The organism is Methylobacter sp. (assembly GCF_030680395.1).
GTDB lineage: Bacteria > Pseudomonadota > Gammaproteobacteria > Methylococcales > Methylomonadaceae > Methylobacter_A.
This window is the reverse complement of sequence record NZ_JAUXVR010000007.1, coordinates 80,129-98,873: the sequence shown is the minus strand read 5'-3', so window position 1 is coordinate 98,873 and position 18,745 is coordinate 80,129. Positions and strand designations below refer to the sequence as shown.

Here is an 18,745-nt window from a genome sequence, read left to right as displayed (position 1 = left end):
AATGCACGTACAAAAGCCGCAAGGCGACCTTCGCACGAGTTCTGGCAGTGCGAGTCTGCGTGACCCATCGCCGCAATCCGCTGCTTTATCGCTTTCAGATCAAGCCCATAGCGATGAAACAGAAGCGGTTTGGGATGATTTCGCCTTGGTGCCGGTGTATGACGTCCAAGCCTCGGCAGGTCATGGCAGCCACGTAGAAGCCGAGCTTCAGACTGGTCAGCTGGCGTTTAAAAAAGCATGGTTAAGAGAAAAAGGCTTAAAAATAGGCCACTTAGCAATTATTACAGCGAAAGGCGACTCAATGGACCCGACTATTTGCGATAGAGATACGCTTCTGGTTGATACTCGCGTCGATAAAATAATTGACGACTCAATCTATATAGTACAAGCCGACCATCATTTAATCGTAAAGCGCCTGCAACAAGCCTTTGACGGCTCTGTATCCATCATCAGCGACAATCCCAGGTATAAAGAACAGACACTTACCCCAGAGCAAGCCAAAACTTTAAAAATAGCCGGACGTGTTTGCTGGTACGGCCACGAAATTTGAACCAAAAAAAGACCATTTGAAGGTTGTCCTCGAAATGGTCTTTTTTTAAACGACTGTAGGGCAAAAAAACAGAACTTTTAAATGACTTTTAAACGCTTAAACAATGAATCTTAAATATCGCAGATCATTTGACCCAAAACACTAAAAACCACCAAAATTCGTTTTTATCGCAAACTCAACGAAAAAGCGAAAAATTGCTTTAACTATCTGTTTTTATACCTGTATATACCGCATCATAACGATTCCTTCTTTATCGCATTCCTTCTGTTCCCTCACACGTAAATGGGTGTATGTGTGGTGGGATTGGATAATTAGATGGAAATTTCAGCAAAGCGATAAAAACCCCCGCTTTGCTTGGGTCACCAACTAGAATGACACTTTTGGCACCTTTAGGGAGTATCGGCTCGTCATTCCACTTAACCGTATCCGGGATAAACGATTCCATGGTAACGGCGCTCATGCGATCAATTTTATCCTGAGCTAATGCGGAATCTTCGAAAAAAATAAGCATTAAAGCTATCAAATACATTCTCATCTGGTATCTCCATTTTCTATGTGGTTGCTAAGGGTCTGCGGCTTCTGGGATGACATGTCTGCAGCCGCAGAGGTGTTTAATATAGCGATTGTTTTAGAAGGGGGTGGCGGCGTATAGATTTTATCTAAATCCCTATCAATTTTAACGGTAAGACTTTCGACGCCTTTAAGGGTTAATTTTTTATCACCGCCTTTTGTCTCTGAAATGTAATTACCGATTAATTGGCCGTCACTAACCCTGACTAAATGTCCCATAATATAAGCGAATAAAAAGCTTGGTTTATGCAGTCTGCCCACCAATACATACTCAGCTCCGGCTTTTTTCGCTAGTTCTGCGGCCATGTCGCTGTGGTCAAAAATATACCCAAAACCGCCGTTGGCCTCACGTTGAGCATCCAAATCAACAGCAATGATTTTATAACCAGCTCTTTTTAATTCGCCTTCTAGCATAGCCTTTATGCCCGCCGTTCTTTCAATTTCAGCAGGTATTCTGGGGGCAAGGGTGACATCATTTAATTCAAAATCCAATATAGCGATGCTTGTTTCAGCAAATACGCCAACACTGAACAGGCATAAAAATAATATGCCAAACATGTGATGTAATCCTGCATTGTTTCTAGGGTTCATAATAAAATTACACTGTATCTTGTTGATAAAAAAGTCATCGGTAACACCACCATTAATTGTTTCATCATATTCGTTTTATAGTCGCTAATAGAGTAGCGAGTAAATGTAAGTCCGTAACCTTATATTTGCCCGTAAAAGTCGGGCAATTTGCCCGGTCTTCCTGCGGCCCCTATTCCAGCCCCTGAATTCAAGCTTAAAATGATCAAAAAAATGAATATTTTCCGATGCTGAATCGTCAGCAAAGCATTTAACAGAAGGCTTGCGCTTGCCATGAATCTAAAATTTCACCTGCTATCACGGATTATCCTTATTGCTGGCACTTGCCTGATTGCAACGACAGCCTATGTGCTGTATCAGGCCGATCAGCAAGCTATTCTTGAGACACAAGTAACGGCTGAGTCAATCGATAAGCAACTGGAGCTTCAATTGGTGCATATCGATGCAGGTTTTGCTCAACCGGAACGTTTCCCTGATTTTAATTTATGGAAAGAGACCAGTACTGCATCCGGCGTTTGTATCAGTTACTTATCAACGATTGACAGCCTCAGGCGCAACATTTGCAATGGCGCAAAAATAACGTCACGAAGCTGGCCTATTTGGTTTGCAAGCTTTTACCAATGGGCTTTCCATCCCGGCTTGGAGGTAGTGCGACCAGTGGAATTCAAGGGGCGGATTCATGGTTCAGTAATGGTTGCACCCAGCGCTGAGATGGGAATAGCAAGCGCCTGGCAAAATATCCGTGGCTTAATGGGGCTGTCTGCCAGTACCACTTTGGCGCTTTGCTTGCTGGTTTATTTTACGATAAGTCGAGTTTTACGACCGGCACAGGTGATCGTTACAGGCTTGGAGAAAATGGAAAAGGGTGAATTGTCATTTCGGCTACCCGTTTTCGAGTTAGATGAATGGCAGCGAACCGGGAAGGCCATCAATCAACTGGCGGCAAGTCTGGAACAACTCCTTTCCGAGCGTAAGAAATTAACCTTAAAGCTGATGAATATTCAGGAAGAAGAGCGCCGTTACCTGGCCCGAGAGCTGCATGATGAGTTCGGTCAATGCCTAGCTGCGATCAACGCGGTCGCAGCTTCCATTTCACAAACCGCAGAAAATGAATGCCCGGAACTGGTTCCGGAAGGGAAAAAAATCAGTCGAATTGTCCATCATATGATGGAATCGATACGTGGATTATTATTGCGCTTACGCCCTTCTGACATTGATGAACTGGGCCTTACTGTCAGTTTAAAAAGCCTGGTGGCTGGCTGGAATGCCAGCAGTGGCGGCAAGATTCATTATAGCCTTGCTGTTCATGACGACCTTGACCGGTTACCCGAACCTATTCCCGTTACTATTTTTCGGATTGTTCAGGAATGTCTGACCAATGTGTCCAAACACTCAGCCGCTACGAATGCGAAAGTAACACTCCGAACAGTCTCTGCGAATAATTCAATAACAACCATTGAACTTAGTATCGAAGATAACGGTAAGGCCAATAAACTGCCGTTTGAAGACAGCCCCGGGATTGGTCTGCTCGGTATACGTGAACGAGTAACCGCAATCGGCGGACGGTTGACATTAAATACTGGTAACCCCAGCGGACTTGCCGTCCATGTATGGCTTCCGGTTCAATCCCTTTCAGAGACACAAACATGACAGGCTCGGAAAGTATCAGAATTTTGCTGGTCGATGATCATGCCATTGTTCGTGAAGGCTATCGCTCACTATTGGAGAAGCAATCAGGAATGGAAGTGGTTGCTGAAGCAGCTGATGGAGCAGAAGCCTATTCACGCTTTAAGGATTGCAACCCTGATATAGTCGTTATGGATATTTCGATGCCCGGCCAAGGGGGGCTGGAGACTATTGTACGTATTAAACAACGACGCCCGGATGCGAAGATCCTGGTATTCAGTATGCACCAGAATCCAAGCTTTGCTGTTCAGGCAACTCGGGCGGGTGCGCTGGGTTATGTCACCAAGAGCAGTGCACCGGATGTTTTGATCCGGGCTATCCATGATGTCTATGCAGGGCGAATTACGTTGAGTGCCGACATTGCACAAGCCTTGGCCCTGGAAAAATTAGGCGGCGATAGTATCGCGCTGCAAGAATTAACGGTACGAGAATTCGATATTCTGCGTATGTTAGTCGATGCTCGGTCAACAGATGATATTGCTCAAACACTCAACATCAGTCCAAAAACCGTATCGAACTGCCATTATATGATCAAGCGAAAACTTGGCGTTGCCAGTGATATCGAGTTGACTCGCCTAGCCATTAAGATGAATATCATTAATCTTTTGGATTTATCTTGAACGCCTTTTAAACACTTGCCGACAAACGTGAAAGGGGAATTTAATAAAACTCTTCCTGCGAATGGACTTTTCTGACAACCGACCTGCGATAAATGGCTGCTGATCATCCTGAAGCAGACAGAATCAAACACAGATGTGACGTCGCTTATGGGTCGGTTTGAGACAGTCAATATCCAATACAGATGAAACTAATTTTGGCAACTACAGATCAAGCCCAAATTTTTACCTTAAATAGTCCCGTTCTCTACCACCGGCAGCACCCAATACCGAATCCCCGAGCCGGAAAATTCCGCTCTCAGTTGATCCAATAACTGGGCCAGTCCCTGCTCCGGCACATACATCTGGAAACGGATTTTTTTCTGCCGTCCGGTAACCTGCTCCGCCAGCGATAAGCCTTCATTTTTATGGTCATGGGAACTGACCGGAAAACTGCTAAAGCCGTGTTCCGATTCCAGCGTCAACAGACAATCGACTATTGCTTCTTCAATACTCAGCGGCACGTTGAGCGTGATTAAATATTCCTTGGTGTTCATTGCTTCACCTCCGGTGACAGTCCGAATAATTTAAACAAAATCGGCAATAAGAATAACGTTAAAAACGTCGATGACACCAAGCCGCCAATGACCACGATAGCCAAGGGCCGCTGAATTTCAGACCCCGGCCCGGTTGCAAACAGTAACGGAATCAGACCGAATGCCGCGATACTGGCGGTCATCAGCACCGGGCGCAAACGCCGGGATGATCCGACCTGCACCACTTTGACCAAGTCCATGCCGGTTGCGATCAGCTGATTAAAATAACTGACCATAACCACGCCGTTCAGCACGGCTATGCCCAGCAACGCGATAAAGCCGACCGATGCCGGTACCGATAAATACTCGCCGGATAACCATAACGCAAAAACGCCGCCGACCATTGCCAACGGAATATTGGATAACACCAATACGGCTTGGCGGACTGAGCCGAACGTTGAAAACAATAACAAGAAAATCAGTCCTAACGAAACCGGAACGACCACTGACAGGGTCGCTGCAGCGCGTTGCTGGTTCTCGAACTGACCGCCGAATTCAACGGTGTAGCCGGTCGGCAATTCTACTTTGTCGGCAACGGCTTTGCGGGCTTCATCGACAAAGCCTACCAAGTCCCGGTTCAGCACGTTGCTGGTAATGACCACAAAGCGTTGGCCTCGCTCCCTGCCCACCGACACCACGCCTTCCACTTTTTCTATTTTGGCAACAGCCGTTACCGGCACCTGCCCGCCATCCGGCAAGGCAATTTGCAGGTTGTCAAAAGTGGCGGTATTGCTGTCGCCGCGTAAAATTAACGGCGTACGCTTGATGCCTTCCTGAACCACGCCAAGCTTCAAACCTTCAATCTGCGCGCGCAGCAACGTTTCGATGCTGTCGCTGTCCAGGCCCAAGCGCCCTGCCGCGGGTTTATCGATGGTCAGTTGCAAAAATTGCATGCCGTCATTTTGCTTGGCGAACACATCGCTGGCGCCGGTTATATTTTTCAATACCTCCGCTATTTGCTGCGCTTTTTCATTCAACACGGCCAGATCGGTGCCGAATAATTTGACGGCTACATCGCCGCGCGTTCCGGTCAGCATTTCCGAGACCCGCATTTCAATCGGCTGGGTAAACTGAAAGGCGATGCCCGGCGTTTGCGCCATGACTTTCCGAATCTCATCCAGCAATTGTTCCTTGCTGTCCATGCGCCATTGTTTTTTGGGCTTGAGTATCAAAAAGGTATCGGTATCGTTCAAACTCATCGGATCGAGCCCCAACTCGTCCGAGCCGACGCGGGCAACAATATCGATGATTTCGGGAATGTTTTTACGCAGGTTTTTTTGCACCAGAAGATCCAGCGCCACGGATTGCTCCAGGGTAATCGACGGCAATTTTTCCAACTGCACGATAATATCGCCTTCATCCAGGGTCGGCATAAAGGTGCTGCCGATCTGGGTAAAGACCAGTACGGTCACAGCCAACAGGGAACCTGCCGCGATAAAGACCTTTTTGCTGTTGGCAAGACACCAGACTAAAGCGGGCTGATAAAGCTTTTGCAATTGTCTAGGCAGCCAGGGTTCTTCATGCGACACCTCTTTCAACAAATAAGAGGCGATCACCGGAATCACCGTCAGCGACAACACCAGCGAACCGCTGAGTGCAAACACAATGGTCAAGGCCACCGGCGTAAATAATTTACCTTCGAGCCCTTGCAAGGTCAGCAACGGTAAAAAAACGATAATAATAATCAAAATGCCGGAAACCACCGGCTGAGCCACTTCGCGGGTGGCCCGATAAATAACATGCAGTCGCGGCAGGCGCTGGGCTTTTTCGGCATGCGCCAGATGGGTGATCAGGTTTTCAACCACCACCACGGCGGCATCCACCAGCATACCGATGGCGATGGCAAGGCCGCCCAGGCTCATCAGGTTGGCCGACATGCCCATGTAGTTCATTAAAATAAAGGTGAACAGTGCTGCCAGCGGTAAGGCCAATGCGACCACCAAAGCGGCGCGCAAATTGCCCAGAAATAAAATCAGCAGGATCACAACCAGCACAATGGCTTCCAACAAGGCGTGTAAAACCGTGTCTACCGCCTTGTCTACCAGATTGCCGCGATTGTAAAAGACCTTAACTTCAACGCCTTTAGGAAAGCCCGGGCTGATCTCGGCCAGTTTTTCTTCTATACCGGCAATGGTTTGCCTGGCGTTAGCGCCGCGCAAACTCAGCACCAGCCCGGTAACCGCTTCCCCTTCGCCGTTTTTACTGACTGCACCGTAGCGGGTCAACGCGCCTATTTTGACGATAGCGACATCGCCGACAGTAATGGGAACGCCGTTTTTGTTATCGACCACGATAATGCCGACATCGTCGAGGGTTTTAATACGGCCTTCGGCACGGACGATCAGAGCTTCTTCGCCGTCAGTCATGCGACCTGCGCCGTCATTACGGTTATTGTTTTCCAATGCGGTCGTCAGTTGGGCCATGCTGATGTTTCTGGCCGACATCCGGATGTTATCGGGTATGACCTCAAAACTCCTGACCATGCCTCCCAATGAATTGACATCGGCAACCCCGGAGACCGTGCGCAGTGCAGGCCGTATTACCCAGTCCAATAAACTGCGATGTTCCATTAAGCTTAAGCCGCCGCCTTCCACGGTAAACATAAACATTTCCCCTAGCGGCGTGGTCATCGGCGCAATACCGCCTTCGACACCGGCAGGCAAACTCCCCCACATCGTATTCAAGCGCTCGGCAACCTGCTGACGCGCCCAGAAGATATCGGTGCCCTCTTTAAAATCAACGGTAATGTCGGTTAGCGCGTATTTAGCGATGGAACGCAACATGGTCTGATGCGGAATGCCCAGCAGTTCGACCTCGATCGGCGCGGTAATTCTGGCTTCGACTTCCTCAGGCGTCATGCCGGGCGCTTTAACGATCACCTTTACCTGAGTCGGCGATACTTCAGGAAAGGCGTCAATCGGAATATTTTTAAAGGCATAATAGCCTCCGCCTGCCAGCAGCACGACCAACATCAACATCATCAGCCGCTGACCCAGCGCAAAGCGAATCAAATTAGCCATTACTCATCGCTCCCCAGCCCCAGCCAATTTGCTTTGAGCGCAACAGCGCCTTTGACGGCTATTTCTTCGTTACCGGTAAACTCGCCGCCGATAATAGACTCGTCACCCTGTTTGCCGACTACGCTAATCGGAGTCACCGCAAATCCCTGTTGAGTACGGATAAAAATAAAGGCTTTGCCTTCGTTCTGGGCAATAGCCGCATTTGGAACTTTAAAAGCCGCCTTGTCGCTGGGCTGGATAATCCGGGTATTGAGTCTTTGCCCTGGGCGTAGAGAGACAACATCCTGGGTCTTTATCACCACCGCTCTCGCCAGCATAGTCTGGTTTTCCGGGTTTACGCTTTGCCCCAATAAAGTGATTTTTGCACTGACGTCGGAGTTTTCAACCACGACCCGGTCACCGATTTTAATGCCGGCCATGCGTTCCTGCGGGATGGCAATTTCCAGCCAAAGCTCATCAAGGTTGGCGATGCGGTACAGCGGCGCCAACATATCGATGCGTGTGCCTGCAACCGCTAAGCGCTCCAGCACTACAGCGACAATGGGCGCACGGACATTGAGCTGACGGGTTAAGCGGTGCGTTTTGGCAAGATGATTAACCTCACCGGAGGTCATCCCGGCAATTTCCAACAATTGCTTGTGTTCATCAACTTCGGAAATAGCGGAATGATACTGGCTGCTGGTTTCCTGCCAGCGCCGCTCGGGAATCACGCCTTCTTCCAGCAGTTTTTTGTCTCGATTATAATTAATCAAAGCCGTTTGCTGTGCCGTGCCCGCCTTCAGATATTCCCGTTGCAGCGTCAGCAGGTCAGGACTGTTGAGCTGGGCAAGAATCTGTCCTTTCGCTACTTTATCGCCTATCGCCACATTCAGCTTGTCGATGACGCCGGCCTGCGACGCGCTGACAATATATTCCTGCGTCGGTGGGATCACCACCTTAGCGGGAGCCGATAACACCGGAATTTGTGTAACAGACTCCAGCTTGCCCAGTTTTACACCGAGGGCATCAAGATTTTCCTGTGACATTTGAATTACGTTTTCAGCAGCATGGCTGCCGAAACCGACCAGACTCAATAACAACACCATTGCAGGACGGGCAAAAAATAGTTTCATGGCATAACTCCTACGGCCTGATTATAAAGCGCGATATCGCGCTGCAACATGACTGACCGTTGCTTGGCATTTAACACCGCTTGTTGGGTTCTGGACTGAATTTTCAACAAATCCATCAAGTCAATTTCCCCCGCCGAAAAGCTTGATTGGGTCATTTTTAAATGTTCTTCGGCAACCTGCTTTAATTCATTGGCGATGCCCAGTTCGACCCGGTTGACTTCCAGATTATGCTCAGCTTCGTGATGCGCCTGTTCCAAGTCGCGGGACAATTGTTCCCGTTCTGCAACCAGTCTGTTTAATTCGACATTAACGGCGGCAACCTGTGGCGCCAGATGCGCACTACCGCCGAAAGGAACGGTAACGCCGATGTTGAAGCTTTCCGTTTGATTACTTCGCGGATCATTGGTAAACCGGTCGCTGTTGACGCCAACCGCAACATTAGTCTGGCCGGAACCCACCAATTTAATCGCGTTAAGTTCTGCCTGTTTGCGTTCAATCTGGCCGTTAATGGCGGCTAAGGCAGGATGATTTTGCTGAATCTCAGTTAACCCAACCAGCTTTTCCTGATAATCGCCGGGGATTTTAGTTATTTGAGTGATGCCGGCATAACGTTTACGGGCATGCATTAATTCCGCTTCAGCTTGAGTGACTACTGAACGTTTTTGCAGCGACTCCGACTGCGCCAATAATAAATCGGCCCTGGGCAAGTCGCCCAACTCGACACGCCGCTGCACTTTGGCCACTAACTGATCAGTAATAGCGAGCTCGATTTTTGCCTGTTCATAACTTAAGCTGGTCAGCGCAATATTCCATAAGGCGCCCCTGATCAGCCCCGCCACTCGTAATTTGATCGCATCCGATTGCGACATGGTGTTGTTTTCCGCTTGCTTTGCGACTGTTTGCTCCGCATCGCGCTGGCCCAAATTCCATAACGGTACTTGCACCGTGCCGTCAATATAATGCAGGGTGCCGCTGGTCGCTTCCTGAAAACGAAGCCCCGCTTGCGATGCACCGGCTGTCCAGCTATCGCCGCGCAGCGAGAGAGCTGTCGCTTCTTCTTCCAGAGAATTAAGCCAGGTTATATCGGGATACTTCTCCAGCGTTAAATCGACGACTTTAGCTAAACTCAGCGTCGCATCGCTTTCAATCGGGTCATGATGTTCGACAATATAGGCCGAATCGGCAAAACTGAGGGTAATCGTCACCCAAAAAATAATATTCCCTAGCAGGAACTGAGGAATGAGCCTTCTGAAAAGGTTCAAGAAAAACATAGACCAAACTCGATGCGGCGCTAACCGCGTTATTAAGTTTTAAGGAAAAACCAGTAACGTACGACTGTATGAACGGGTAATGCAGGAGCAATTACAGGGAAACATTGCATTGCAACATTCCTGCAAAAACGAAGGTTATTGAGCGGGAGGTGCGCGAGGGGATAGCGATGGAATAAGCAACCGACAAACAAACTGCGCTGATTGCGGGGAGAAATTAGTATCAAAAGGAGAGAGTGCGGTTTTAAATAGTGCGGCCTGTTGATGCAGATAGGGATTGTCATCTAAATCTGCAACGGCATTAACTTGCCTGTCTTTCATGCCGGCATCAACACTTACTATGATTCCTTCAGAATCGAAATCATAATTGACTGCCTGAGACATAAAGGCACTATGTTTAACACCATACATTTCAAGGCCGGGAACATGCAGTCCCAAGTCTGAAACCTTGTCTCCGGCATGCGCATGCACCAACGGCGCAATCAATTGCACTATTGCCAGAAAGATAACGGTAAATTTGCGTAGTGTTGTAAACATGCGCACAATGCTATGCTATTAAAAAACAATTAACAACTTGTTGTTTAATTATTCACCCCAATAATGCAAAAACCAGACTCTTGTTGCCTGAAGCAGCAAACATCACCCCCGAAGAGTGCATGACAGGAACAGTCGGCATGATTCAACTGACTAAACTTGCGAATGTATGAATAAATATACCGGAATTATTGCTACTTTATTAATGGGGCTTTCCTTAACGTTAGCCGAGATGTCAGACGCAGATGCCAAACGTTTCGGCGGCGGCAGCTCTTTTGGCGGCAGATCCTCCTACAGCGCTCCGTATCAACGCTCTGTAACCCCACCCGCTCGGCCTGCCCAGCAACAAGCTGCCACGCCAAACCCGGCAGCGACACCTGCGGCAGCTGGTCGTAGCGGTTTAATGGGTATGTTGGGCGGCTTGGCGCTGGGCGGGTTATTAGGCTCGCTATTTGCCGGCGGCGGCTTTCAGGGTATCAACTTTATGGATATACTGATTTTTGGCGGAATTGCCTTTCTACTTTATAAATGGTTTGCCGCTAAAAAAGCGAGCGCTACACCACGCCCCGCCTATAACCGGACAGCTGATAACAACTATCAGGTGTCGCCGCCAAACCAGACTGATCCTGCCGGTTTCGATACGGATATTCTGTTCGGGGATAAACACAATACCGCCACATCCGGGGCCCTCGGTCAATCCGCTCAACAGAATGCAGAAGTCGGTACAGCGAACGTTCCGGCCAACTTTGATCAAAAGGGCTTTCTGATCGGCGCCAAGATAGCCTTTACCGAACTGCAAAAAGCCTGGGATGAACGTGATCTTGCCGAAATCAGAGGCTTAACAACGGATAAAGTATTTGCCGAAATTCAGGATCAGCTTAAAGCATCGACTACGGAGAACCGCACAGAAGTCCTTAAGCTGGAAGCGGAACTGCTGGAAGTCAGGGAAGTCGGTTCAGAACTTGAAGCGGTGGTGCTGTTCGATTCCATCATGCGCGAAGACAGCAACGCTCAGGCTGAGCAAGTCAGGGAAGTCTGGCATTTTATTAAGCCTAAAGTCAGCATCCAGTCCAAATGGTATCTGGATGGCATTCAGCAATTGGAAGATTAAGCCCTATTCGCTAATTGAATTTCTACCTTGAAAGTAAGCCGGAATAAGCCGGAATAAGCCGGTTCGAGCATCAGCGAGAACTGGCGTTTCCGGCAAACACAACCCAAAATCAGGCGACCCGTTTTTTGTAGCGGATTGATGAAATCAGTGATAATGCTATCAACACTGCCCCCGTCAAGCCGGTTATAACCTCAGGAATATGATGAGTCATGCTGACAAGCATAATGCCCGCCAGTACCCCAATGGCATAATGAGCGCCATGCTCCAGAAACACATATTCATCCAGCGCACCTTTACGCACCAGATAGACTGTCAAGCTTCGCACAAACATCGCGCCGATAGCCAAGCCCAACATGATAATGACCACATCCTGGGTGATCGCAAACGCGCCGATCACGCCATCAAAGGAAAACGACGCATCCAATACTTCAAGATAGATGAAGCTCATCATGCCGCTTTTTTTGAGCACCGCAACGACCTCTTCACCTTCTTCCTCATGCTCAAACAAGGTCGCAAGACTGTCCACGATCACGTATAAAATAACCCCTGTAACACCTGCAACCAGCGCATCCAAACGGATTTCCTGGGGCAAGTAGTTTTGGATGATTAACAGCGGCCCTAATGCCATGATAATTTCAATTGCTTCAAGCTTTCCGAATGAAGACATTTTTTTTTCTATGTAACCCAACCAATGTAATTCCCTGGTTTCATCAAAGATGAACGAATAAAACACCATCAGCAAGAACATGCCGCCGAATGCCGCAATTTGTACATGAGACTCGTCTAAATGTTTGGCATAAGTCGTAGTGTCTTTTAGCGCCATCTCGGTGACGCCCATAAAGTCGATACCGGTGGCCGCAGAAACAATCACGATAGGAAACAGTAGGCGCATGCCGAAAACGGCAATCAAAATACCCCAGGTTAAAAAGTACTTCTGCCAGCGGTCATCCATACGCTTTAGAATTGATGCGTTAACAACCGCATTATCAAATGATAAACTGACTTCAAGAACTCCGAGAATAATGGCGATAAAAGCCCCCATTATTCCCCCCCAATAAAATGCTACGGCCAAACAGACCGCGGTGACGAAAAAAGAAAGACGAAAATGTTGCATAGTGTACTCGCTAAAGGTTGGTGATTTTTGTCAGGCAACTATAGGTGTATTTGATTTAAAATCAATATTTATAAAAGCTTGAGCGATACTTTGCTAATTACTAATTTTTCGATAATTTCACGGCTTCCTTTTTTGTAAAAAATCGTAAGCATTAAATTACAGACAGACCATACCGATGCCGAAATGCTAGAATTACACATTTTCACACACTGATGCTTATGCCCTTGCTCCGGTTGGCTGCTTTATTGTATCTGGCGTTCTGTTCATCACCTTTATTGGCGGAACTTGCACAGCCTGCCGAAAAGGTCTCTTTGCAACTCAAGTGGTTACATTCATTCCAGTTTGCCGGCTACTACGCGGCAAAGGAAAAAGGTTTTTACGCTGAAGAACAGCTGGACGTCACTATCCGTGAGCGTATTCCCGGCATCAATAACATTGAGCAAGTCCTAAAAGACGAGTCTCAATACGGCGTAGCCGATACCGGGCTGCTGGAACAACGGCTGGTCGGCAAGCCGGTCGTGGTTTTGGCTTCTATATTTCAACATAACCCGCTGGTATACCTTACCTTAAAGGATTCCGGCATAGTCAGCCCCTATGAGCTTCAGGGCAAACGGGTCATGGAGGACAGTTTTGACAATGCACCGCTGCTCGCCATGCTTTATGAAACAGGTATCTCCGGCGATGAATTTACCCATTTGGCAAACTCCTTCAACCCCGACGACCTGACCAATGGCAAAACCGATGTCATGGTCAGCTATCTCACCGACCAGGTTGATTACTTCAAAAACAAAAATATCGAAATTAACATCATCGATCCTCGCAGCTACGGTGTAGATTTTTTAAGCGATAATCTGTTCACCACGGAACAGGAACTAAACCGGCATCCGGAAAGAGTTCGGCGTTTCCTGCGCGCCTCGCTCAAAGGCTGGGATTATGCGCTCAAACATCAGGACGAATTGATCCGGATCATTCTAAGTCAATATAATCCCGGTAACCGGCTGTCTGCCGGGCACTTGCGTTTTGAGGCACAGGAAACGGTAAAGATGATTTTGCCGGACACTATTCCAATCGGTCACACCGATATCAAGCGTTTTCAACGGATCGCCGATACTTATCGGCAGCTCGGCCTGATAAATTCGACAGATCATCTGGAAGACTTTATTTACCTCCAAAAAGAGCAAAACAAGCTTGATTTCACTCCGGAGGAACAGGCTTGGTTGCAGACGCATCCGGTTATTCGCGTAGGCATAGACCGTGATTTTGCACCGTACGAATGGATCGATGCCAACGGTAATTACGTTGGCCTGAGCGCTGACTATATAGCCTTGGTCGGGCAGCGGCTGGGCGTAAAGCTTGACATAGTGAAGGATAAATCCTGGTCTGAAATGCTGGAAATGGCGCAGCACGGAGAGTTGGAGATGATCTCCAACGCCAATAAAACGCCAGAACGTGAGCGCTATTTAGTTTTCACAGACGCCTATCTAAGCACTCCTGCCATCATTATCAGCGATAGTAACAACGGATTTATCGGTACCCTGGATCGTCTCAGCGGCAAGCGGGTGACGCTGGAAAGAGGCTACTTCATGCAAGAACTGCTGATGCACGACCATCCTGAAATACAACTGGTTCCCACCGAAAATATTCGCGATGCATTGAATATGGTCAGCAGCGGCAAAGCGGATGCTTACATTGGCGATGCCGCTTCAACCAACTACGCGATTAAAAGAGAGGGCATGCTTAATCTCAGTTTTTCCGGAGCGACCAATTACAAAAGCCACCACCGCATGGCCGCCACCAAGACTAATCCCGAACTGGTAAGCTTACTTGCCAAAACCCTGGCCGACATCCCCCAGTCTGAAAAAGACGCCATCCAGAACCGCTGGATGAGTTTGAAATATGAAGCCGGTATAAAAACTGAAACCGTTCTGCTTTATGCCGCAGCGGCACTGTCGCTGCTTGCTTTTATTGTCATCTGGAATATGCGTTTGCAACGCGACATCAGCAAACGCAAACAGGTTGAAGAAGAACAGCGTATGGCTGCCAGCGTTTTTGCAAGTACCCAGGAAGGCATCCTGATTACCGATGCGCAGCGCAACATTATCGATATGAACCCGGCGTTCGGCAGCATAACAGGGTATTCGCGCGATGAAGTATTGGGTAAAAAGCCAAGTTTGCTTAAGTCAGGACTTCACGATATCAGCTTCTATGAAAACATGTGGCAAGCAATCGGTCAACAGGGCTACTGGCGCGGCGAGGTTTGGAACCGCAAGAAAGGCGGGGAAATCTTTGCCGAATGGCTCACTATTTCCGCGGTTGCCGATCAGCAGGGTAAAATAACGCATTACATCGGCACATCTTCAGATATTACCCAGCTTAAAGAGCAGGAACGGAAGCTGGAACTCATGGCTCACTACGATCCGCTCACCGGTGTGCCCAACCGGATTCTATTAGCGGACCGTATGCATCTGGCATTTGCTCAAACCAGGCGGGACAACTGTTTAATGGCGGTCGGTTATCTTGACCTGGACGGCTTTAAACCGGTTAACGACAGACTGGGCCATGAAGCGGGCGACCAACTGCTGATCGAAATTGCCCTGCGCATTAAAAATGCCCTGCGCGAAGGAGATACCATCGCCCGTTTAGGCGGCGATGAATTTGTATTTTTATTGCTGGGACTGGAAAAGGTTGAAGACTGCGAAACCACTTTGCATCGTCTGCTGCAAGTCATCAGCGAGCCTGTTTCCTTGAAAAACCAGGCTGTTTCGGTATCCGCCAGCATTGGCATCAGCATTTTCCCCGAAGATAATACCGACCCGGATACGCTGTTGCGGCATGCCGATCAAGCTATGTATCAGGCCAAACAAGAGGGAAAAAACTGCTTTCATATTTACAACCTGGAGCTGGATCGTCAACTCCATTCGCATCGCGAGGCGTTAAACCGTATTGAACAGGCGCTTGAAAACGAAGAATTCGAACTTTTTTTCCAGCCCAAAGTCGACATGCAGCAGGGTATCGTGTTCGGCGCAGAAGCGTTGATACGCTGGCGGCATCCTGAACGCGGCGTGGTCATGCCGGGCGATTTTCTGCCGCTGCTTGAAAACCATGACATTATAACCAAACTCGATGCCTGGGTTATCGACAAGGCCTTGCAGCACATGGAGGATTGGCAACGGCTGGGCTTACAACTCCACATCAGCGTCAATATCACCGCCAGATCGCTGCAAACCGACGATTTTATCCTGCAACTCTATTATGCGTTTGAACGCCATCCCTCTATCAAACCGGCTCATTTTGAGCTGGAGATACTGGAAACCCAGGCGTTACTTGACTTATCGCTGACCTCCCAGGTTATTAAAGACTGTCAAACATTGGGCGTACGGTTTGCGCTGGATGATTTCGGAACAGGCTATTCATCGCTGAGCTATCTTAAACATCTGCCTGCGGAAACGCTTAAAATCGACCAGACTTTCGTGCGAAATATGCTCGAAAATGAGGATGATTTAGCCATTGTGCAAGGCGTTATCGGTTTGGCCGAATCTTTCCGGCGACAAGTCATCGCCGAGGGCGTGGAATCAATCGAACACGGCATCGCTCTTTTGCAAATGGGCTGCCGCCATGCGCAAGGCTACGGCATCGCCAAACCGATGCCTGCCGCTGATCTTGCCGCTTGGGTACAAGAATGGGAAGTTCCGGCGGCGTGGAAAATACCTCATCTGTCCGCGCCGACTTAAGGGATAAACCCCGTCCATAAACTGATCCGGAATTGTGCGGATATGGGTAATCAGGCGGTTGAAAATCTTTTATTCACCGCTCAGAAAATTTCGTGTCCTTCGTGTCTCGGCAACCGCCCCATGCGTTGCTCTCGATCGCTGTTCCAGACGCGAGTCTACCTCCTGCTTCCATGCAGTCGTTCGTAGTGATATTCTTTTAAATTTCTTTACCCGATTGTTTGCGGATTGATCTCCGCAACGTTTCACTGTCACCCATCTAATCAAAACAATCATTATCCCTACATGACCTATACCGAAGACTTTCTCAAGCTGGCCCATCAGTTGATTGATGCCGGTCGATTTATCGACAGCAAAGGCTGGGTGCCTGCAACCAGCGGCAATTTCTCCGCACGGCTGCCTGACGGCACCATTGCCATTACCGTTTCCGGCAAACACAAAGGCCGTTTGCAACTCGACGATATCATGCTGATCGATGCCGATGCCAATTCCCTTGACGGTAAAAAACCGTCTGCGGAAACGGTGCTGCATACCTCGCTGTATAAACGTTTCCCGGAAGTTCAGTCGGTACTGCACCCGCATTCGATTAATGCCACCCTGACCTCACGGATATTCCAATCCGAAATCGTACTCGAAGACTATGAGCTGTTAAAAGCCTTGGCCGGTATTGATACCCACGAAAGCCGGGTTGTGATACCGATTTTTGCCAACGACCAGAATATCCCCCGTCTGGCCGGGCAAGTGGAACAGTATATGAACAAGCACGGCGCCATTTACGCCTATATAATTGCCGGACACGGACTTTATACCTGGGGCAGTTCGGTACAGGAAACGTTGCGTCATCTCGAGGCGCTGGAATTTTTATTTGATTGCGAATTACGATTACACGGAGCCAAAAGACTATGAGTGCATTAACCGTTTACCCTGAGAATCAGCCACAGTCAGGTGTTGCTTATACTGACTTTGGCGCCATACAAAAGCATCTGGATGCGATAGGCGTACAGTTCGAACGCTGGACGGCCAACTGTGAACTTACTGCCGATGCCGACCAGAATACCGTGCTTGCCGCCTACAGCGATTCCATCGACCGCCTGAAACAGCAATACAGTTTTCAGTCTGTTGACGTAATCAGTTTAAACCCGGACCACCCCGAGAAAGCGGCCTTCCGGCAGAAGTTTCTGTCCGAGCATGTCCATGCCGATTTTGAAGTGCGCTTTTTTATCGAGGGTCGCGGCCTGTTTTACCTGCACGTTGCCGACAATGTGTATGGCGTATTGTGCGAACAAGGCGACTTAATCAGCGTACCGGCCAACACCACGCACTGGTTTGATATGGGCGAAAATCCCCGGTTTAAGTGCATACGTTTATTCACGACGCCGGACGGCTGGGTGGCTGATTTTACCGGCAGCGATATTGCCAAATCTTTTCCTACGCTTGATCAATGCGTTGCCGACGACTGCACGGATGCAGGAGGTAGAGCAATGCAGGAGCAATTGCCGAACTATCATGATTAAAGCCATCGTCACCGACATCGAAGGCACGACCTCCTCGATTTTGTTTGTTAAGGAGGTGCTGTTTCCTTATGCGCGGGCAAATCTGGCCGACTATGTGCGCAGCCACGCAGCCGATCCGCAAGTAAAGCCGCTGCTGGAAGATGTCTGCAAAGAAGTTGGAGAGCAACTGTCTACCGGGCAAATCATCACCCAGCTGATCCAGTGGTTAGATGAAGACAAAAAAGTCACGCCGTTAAAGTCCTTGCAAGGCCTGATCTGGGAAGCCGGTTACCGGCAAGGCGACTTCAAAGGTCATCTGTATCCCGATGCCGCTGCACATCTCAAAGAATGGAAAGCCCGCGGCCTGGATTTATACATTTATTCTTCCGGTTCGGTTTACGCGCAAAAACTGTTGTTCGCGCATACTGAATACGGCGATTTAACGCCGTTATTTTCCGGCTATTTCGATACCCGTATCGGCGGCAAGAAAGAACAAAGCTCTTATGAAAACATAGCGGGACAACTGGAAACTCCGGCAAGCCAACTGTTGTTTTTATCGGATATTAAAGAAGAACTGGATGCCGCCAAAGCCGCAGGTTTTGAAACCATCTGGCTGACCCGGGACAGTATGCCCGACCCGCAGGCCGAGCACCGGCAGGTAAATAGTTTTGATCAAATCAGCTTTGCGACTTCATAGGCATTAACTTAAAACATATCGCCACGAAGACACGAAGAAAAAACGTAACGACTGTAAACCTTGTAGGAGCGGGCCATGCCCG

Annotated in this window: 16 protein-coding genes; 8 read left to right on the top strand and 8 right to left on the bottom strand. The window is 48.7% G+C overall.

Annotated elements, in window-relative coordinates:
• The first annotated feature begins 1 nt into the window (after position 1).
• On the top strand, positions 2 to 550 hold the full coding sequence (locus Q8L79_RS03110) for a S24 family peptidase (protein ID WP_305267926.1): 549 nt from the start codon (positions 2 to 4) through the stop codon (positions 548 to 550).
• 250 nt (positions 551 to 800) lie between these two features.
• Here the strand turns inward: Q8L79_RS03110 and Q8L79_RS03105 are convergent, their stop codons facing one another.
• Both Q8L79_RS03105 and Q8L79_RS03100 read right to left on the bottom strand, forming a co-directional pair.
• On the bottom strand, positions 801 to 1,085 hold the full coding sequence (locus Q8L79_RS03105) for a hypothetical protein (protein WP_305267924.1): 285 nt from the start codon (positions 1,083 to 1,085) through the stop codon (positions 801 to 803).
• Complete coding sequence (locus Q8L79_RS03100; RefSeq protein ID WP_305267922.1) at positions 1,082 to 1,678, bottom strand: DUF2380 domain-containing protein; 597 nt, start codon at positions 1,676 to 1,678, stop codon at positions 1,082 to 1,084. The genes Q8L79_RS03105 and Q8L79_RS03100 overlap by 4 nt, the downstream gene beginning before the upstream one ends.
• Positions 1,679 to 1,981: 303 nt before the next feature.
• On the opposite strand from Q8L79_RS03100, the gene Q8L79_RS03095 reads away from it, so the two are divergent.
• Together Q8L79_RS03095 and Q8L79_RS03090 are read left to right on the top strand one after the other, a co-directional pair.
• Positions 1,982 to 3,358: a histidine kinase gene (locus tag Q8L79_RS03095; RefSeq protein ID WP_305267921.1), complete on the top strand. Its 1,377-nt coding sequence runs from the start codon at positions 1,982 to 1,984 to the stop codon at positions 3,356 to 3,358.
• On the top strand, positions 3,355 to 4,014 hold the full coding sequence (locus tag Q8L79_RS03090) for a response regulator transcription factor (protein ID WP_305267920.1): 660 nt from the start codon (positions 3,355 to 3,357) through the stop codon (positions 4,012 to 4,014). Before Q8L79_RS03095 ends, Q8L79_RS03090 begins: the two co-directional genes overlap by 4 nt.
• Before the next feature lie 227 nt (positions 4,015 to 4,241).
• Here the strand turns inward: Q8L79_RS03090 and Q8L79_RS03085 are convergent, their stop codons facing one another.
• The 5 genes from Q8L79_RS03085 to Q8L79_RS03065 all read right to left on the bottom strand — a co-directional run bounded on the left by Q8L79_RS03085 (position 4,242) and on the right by Q8L79_RS03065 (position 10,523).
• Positions 4,242 to 4,547 (bottom strand): DUF3240 family protein, encoded by a 306-nt coding sequence (locus Q8L79_RS03085; RefSeq protein ID WP_305267919.1) that lies wholly within the window; start codon positions 4,545 to 4,547, stop codon positions 4,242 to 4,244.
• Complete coding sequence (locus tag Q8L79_RS03080; RefSeq protein ID WP_305267918.1) at positions 4,544 to 7,606, bottom strand: efflux RND transporter permease subunit; 3,063 nt, start codon at positions 7,604 to 7,606, stop codon at positions 4,544 to 4,546. Before Q8L79_RS03080 ends, Q8L79_RS03085 begins: the two co-directional genes overlap by 4 nt.
• On the bottom strand, positions 7,606 to 8,718 hold the full coding sequence (locus tag Q8L79_RS03075) for an efflux RND transporter periplasmic adaptor subunit (protein WP_305267916.1): 1,113 nt from the start codon (positions 8,716 to 8,718) through the stop codon (positions 7,606 to 7,608). The genes Q8L79_RS03080 and Q8L79_RS03075 overlap by 1 nt, the downstream gene beginning before the upstream one ends.
• Positions 8,715 to 9,989: a TolC family protein gene (locus Q8L79_RS03070; RefSeq protein ID WP_305267914.1), complete on the bottom strand. Its 1,275-nt coding sequence runs from the start codon at positions 9,987 to 9,989 to the stop codon at positions 8,715 to 8,717. Before Q8L79_RS03070 ends, Q8L79_RS03075 begins: the two co-directional genes overlap by 4 nt.
• A gap of 135 nt (positions 9,990 to 10,124) precedes the next feature.
• Positions 10,125 to 10,523: a hypothetical protein gene (locus Q8L79_RS03065; RefSeq protein WP_305267912.1), complete on the bottom strand. Its 399-nt coding sequence runs from the start codon at positions 10,521 to 10,523 to the stop codon at positions 10,125 to 10,127.
• A gap of 166 nt (positions 10,524 to 10,689) precedes the next feature.
• Between Q8L79_RS03065 and Q8L79_RS03060 the strand changes: the two genes are divergently transcribed.
• Positions 10,690 to 11,631 (top strand): Tim44 domain-containing protein, encoded by a 942-nt coding sequence (locus Q8L79_RS03060; RefSeq protein ID WP_305267911.1) that lies wholly within the window; start codon positions 10,690 to 10,692, stop codon positions 11,629 to 11,631.
• 109 nt (positions 11,632 to 11,740) lie between these two features.
• Here Q8L79_RS03060 and Q8L79_RS03055 read toward each other — a convergent pair whose 3' ends face one another.
• Positions 11,741 to 12,745, bottom strand: a complete 1,005-nt coding sequence (locus Q8L79_RS03055) for a DUF475 domain-containing protein (RefSeq protein ID WP_305267910.1) — start codon at positions 12,743 to 12,745, stop codon at positions 11,741 to 11,743.
• Positions 12,746 to 12,963: 218 nt separating this feature from the next.
• On the opposite strand from Q8L79_RS03055, the gene Q8L79_RS03050 reads away from it, so the two are divergent.
• The 4 genes from Q8L79_RS03050 (at position 12,964) to mtnC (ending at position 18,663) form a co-directional block, all read left to right on the top strand.
• Positions 12,964 to 16,476: an EAL domain-containing protein gene (locus tag Q8L79_RS03050; protein WP_305267909.1), complete on the top strand. Its 3,513-nt coding sequence runs from the start codon at positions 12,964 to 12,966 to the stop codon at positions 16,474 to 16,476.
• A gap of 282 nt (positions 16,477 to 16,758) precedes the next feature.
• A complete protein-coding gene (locus Q8L79_RS03045; RefSeq protein ID WP_305267908.1) occupies positions 16,759 to 17,379 on the top strand; it encodes a methylthioribulose 1-phosphate dehydratase in 621 nt (206 codons plus the stop codon).
• Positions 17,376 to 17,987, top strand: coding sequence for an acireductone dioxygenase (locus Q8L79_RS03040; RefSeq protein WP_305267907.1), 612 nt, complete (start codon positions 17,376 to 17,378; stop codon positions 17,985 to 17,987). The genes Q8L79_RS03045 and Q8L79_RS03040 overlap by 4 nt, the downstream gene beginning before the upstream one ends.
• The gene (gene mtnC / locus Q8L79_RS03035) at positions 17,980 to 18,663 is read left to right on the top strand and encodes an acireductone synthase (RefSeq protein ID WP_305267905.1); all 684 of its coding nucleotides are present in this window, start codon (positions 17,980 to 17,982) and stop codon (positions 18,661 to 18,663) included. The genes Q8L79_RS03040 and mtnC overlap by 8 nt, the downstream gene beginning before the upstream one ends.
• Positions 18,664 to 18,745 lie beyond the last annotated feature (82 nt).

Coding starts and splice junctions, on each gene's coding strand:
- Q8L79_RS03110 (WP_305267926.1), top strand. CDS start 2: ATGCACGTACAAAAGCCGCAAGGCGACCTTCGCACGAGTTCTGGCAGT.
- Q8L79_RS03105 (WP_305267924.1), bottom strand. CDS start 1,085: ATGAGAATGTATTTGATAGCTTTAATGCTTATTTTTTTCGAAGATTCC.
- Q8L79_RS03100 (WP_305267922.1), bottom strand. CDS start 1,678: ATGTTTGGCATATTATTTTTATGCCTGTTCAGTGTTGGCGTATTTGCT.
- Q8L79_RS03095 (WP_305267921.1), top strand. CDS start 1,982: ATGAATCTAAAATTTCACCTGCTATCACGGATTATCCTTATTGCTGGC.
- Q8L79_RS03090 (WP_305267920.1), top strand. CDS start 3,355: ATGACAGGCTCGGAAAGTATCAGAATTTTGCTGGTCGATGATCATGCC.
- Q8L79_RS03085 (WP_305267919.1), bottom strand. CDS start 4,547: ATGAACACCAAGGAATATTTAATCACGCTCAACGTGCCGCTGAGTATT.
- Q8L79_RS03080 (WP_305267918.1), bottom strand. CDS start 7,606: ATGGCTAATTTGATTCGCTTTGCGCTGGGTCAGCGGCTGATGATGTTG.
- Q8L79_RS03075 (WP_305267916.1), bottom strand. CDS start 8,718: ATGAAACTATTTTTTGCCCGTCCTGCAATGGTGTTGTTATTGAGTCTG.
- Q8L79_RS03070 (WP_305267914.1), bottom strand. CDS start 9,989: ATGTTTTTCTTGAACCTTTTCAGAAGGCTCATTCCTCAGTTCCTGCTA.
- Q8L79_RS03065 (WP_305267912.1), bottom strand. CDS start 10,523: ATGTTTACAACACTACGCAAATTTACCGTTATCTTTCTGGCAATAGTG.
- Q8L79_RS03060 (WP_305267911.1), top strand. CDS start 10,690: ATGAATAAATATACCGGAATTATTGCTACTTTATTAATGGGGCTTTCC.
- Q8L79_RS03055 (WP_305267910.1), bottom strand. CDS start 12,745: ATGCAACATTTTCGTCTTTCTTTTTTCGTCACCGCGGTCTGTTTGGCC.
- Q8L79_RS03050 (WP_305267909.1), top strand. CDS start 12,964: ATGCCCTTGCTCCGGTTGGCTGCTTTATTGTATCTGGCGTTCTGTTCA.
- Q8L79_RS03045 (WP_305267908.1), top strand. CDS start 16,759: ATGACCTATACCGAAGACTTTCTCAAGCTGGCCCATCAGTTGATTGAT.
- Q8L79_RS03040 (WP_305267907.1), top strand. CDS start 17,376: ATGAGTGCATTAACCGTTTACCCTGAGAATCAGCCACAGTCAGGTGTT.
- mtnC (WP_305267905.1), top strand. CDS start 17,980: ATGATTAAAGCCATCGTCACCGACATCGAAGGCACGACCTCCTCGATT.